The organism is Acutalibacter sp. 1XD8-33, assembly GCF_003612555.1.
GTDB lineage: Bacteria > Bacillota > Clostridia > Oscillospirales > Acutalibacteraceae > Acutalibacter.
In genome coordinates this window covers 1-1359 of sequence record NZ_RAZF01000085.1, presented here as the reverse complement: position 1 = coordinate 1359, position 1359 = coordinate 1, and the positions used below count along the sequence as shown (strand labels likewise).

At 57.6% G+C, this 1359-nt stretch carries 3 protein-coding genes and 1 pseudogene; all 4 read left to right on the top strand.

What is annotated here, in order from left to right:
• Positions 1–524 (top strand): annotated as a pseudogene (locus tag D7X94_RS18670) (DUF6273 domain-containing protein); the annotation flags it as partial.
• Complete coding sequence (locus tag D7X94_RS18665) at positions 524–700, top strand: hypothetical protein (RefSeq protein WP_158591086.1); 177 nt, start codon at positions 524–526, stop codon at positions 698–700. The pseudogene D7X94_RS18670 and the gene D7X94_RS18665, both read left to right, overlap by 1 nt.
• Positions 700–810 (top strand): CD1375 family protein, encoded by a 111-nt coding sequence (locus D7X94_RS17910; RefSeq protein ID WP_120429180.1) that lies wholly within the window; start codon positions 700–702, stop codon positions 808–810. The genes D7X94_RS18665 and D7X94_RS17910 overlap by 1 nt, the downstream gene beginning before the upstream one ends.
• A 49-nt stretch (positions 811–859) precedes the next feature.
• Entirely contained in the window at positions 860–976 is a 117-nt protein-coding gene (locus tag D7X94_RS19615) for a CD1375 family protein (RefSeq protein WP_442857930.1), read from the top strand.
• The last annotated feature ends 383 nt before the right edge of the window (positions 977–1359 follow it).

Here is a 1359-nt window from a genome sequence, read left to right as displayed (position 1 = left end):
CCTATCAGGTCAGCGATGAGGAGGGGGATCCGGTCACCGTCACGGAGCTGCTGGACGGCGCGCAGCTTCGCAGCTTCCAGGCGGTCCTGGAGGGGGGAAACAGCTTCGCCGTAGCCGGGGAGGACTTCCTCAAGCTCCAGAACGGCCCCCATACCATGCAGATCTCCGCCACGGATGGCATGGGGGAGTCTCTCCACGAGCTCAGCTTCACGAAAGAGATAACATCGGCCTTCGTCACAATCCCGGAACCCATGGAGGCCGGGGAGAGGATCACCCTCTGCGCCCTCTCGGTGAAGGGGGAGATCCCCGAGGACGCCGCGTTTACCGTGGAGGTCACCAACAACGGCAGGGACGAAAACCCGGTCTGGGAGGACTGCACCGCAGAGGTGAAAAGCGGGCTCAACTATGTTTTTGAGAACGAAACCGCCCAGAATGGCTTCGCGTTCAGCTTCCGGATCAACGCCGCCCGAGGGGACAGCGGCCAGGGCGGGTACATCACATCTGTACAAGGAGGGTTTCAGTAATGGGATTGAACCGGTTTCAGAAGGATTCCGAAGGAAGCAGGCCCAAAACCCGCACGGAACTGGAGGCGGAGAACAGGGCTTTGCAGGCAAAGGTGACGGCTCTGGAGGCTCAGCTGGAGGACACCCAGCTGGCCCTCTGCGACGTGTACGAGGCCATGCTGGGAGGTGAGGGATAATGGCGGCGGTCTACGCGAACCTGATCCGCAAGGGCAGAAAGACGCTGGCGGAAGTCCCGGCGAAACTCCGGGCGGAGGTGGAGGCGCTGTTGGAGGCCGGAAATGAGTAGGTTTCGGGCATGGCTTCTGAGGATTCTGCTGAGAAAGGAGGTGCAAGACATGGCAGTTGTGTACGCAACCCTTATCATCAAGGGAAAGAAAACCCTGGAGCAGGTCCCGGCTCTCATCCGGGAGCAGGTCCGGGAGATCCTCGCTGACTGCGAGGTGGATGCCTGACAAGGATTGACAAAGCTCTACATTCTGGTATAATAAAAACGCCCCCATTTTTGGAGGCGGAGGACGTTGTTGCATACGAGTTGGAGATCCCAACTCGGGCGGTTAGCCCATCCCCATTCTCAAAGGAAAGGGGGTGGTACACTTTCTCAACTTTTATAGTAAATGCACTTGAAAATCGGTAAATGCCGATTTTCAAGCTAGGCGGCTACACCGCCGGGTTCAAAAGAGGGATTCTACCTCTTTTGAACTGCATTAACTATTAAGGAGGGAGGTGGCGCTGATGGGAAAAGAACGCGGGATGAAAGTCCTGCGTTTCGTGCTGTGTTTGCTTCTGGCGGCTTTGCTGCTGGCCTACATAGCACCCGTAAAAGCGTGTTAGCCGC